This window comes from Vibrio sp. ZF57, from assembly GCF_001691235.1.
GTDB classification, from domain to species: domain Bacteria; phylum Pseudomonadota; class Gammaproteobacteria; order Enterobacterales; family Vibrionaceae; genus Vibrio; species Vibrio crassostreae_C.
The window spans coordinates 1-304 of sequence record NZ_MAKD01000047.1; the positions used below are offsets into that span (position 1 = coordinate 1).

Sequence of the window (304 nt, forward strand, 5' to 3'; positions counted from 1 at the left end):
AGATGTTGAAGGCGATGACCTGACAGCTAGCGACCTTACGGTTGGTGGAGATGCGACGGTTGTAGCTAATGATGACGGCAGCTTCACCATCACGCCAGATGAGAACTTCAATGGTGACATCGATATCAGCTTCGATATCTCTGATGGCACCAATACGGTTCAAGCTTCTGCAGACCTAACCGTTAACCCAGTAAATGATTTGCCAGTACCTCAAGATCAACAGTTCAGTGTTGAAGAAGATGGAACGCTTATCTTCACCGATGCAGACCTATTAACAGGCGCTACTGACATTGAAGGCGACAAC

The 304-nt window shown here is 47.4% G+C and carries 1 protein-coding gene; it reads left to right on the plus strand.

Going from position 1 to position 304, the window contains the following annotated elements:
- Positions 1 to 304 (plus strand): cadherin-like domain-containing protein (locus A6D97_RS21970; RefSeq protein ID WP_170791807.1); only part of this gene is annotated, 304 nt, incomplete at both ends.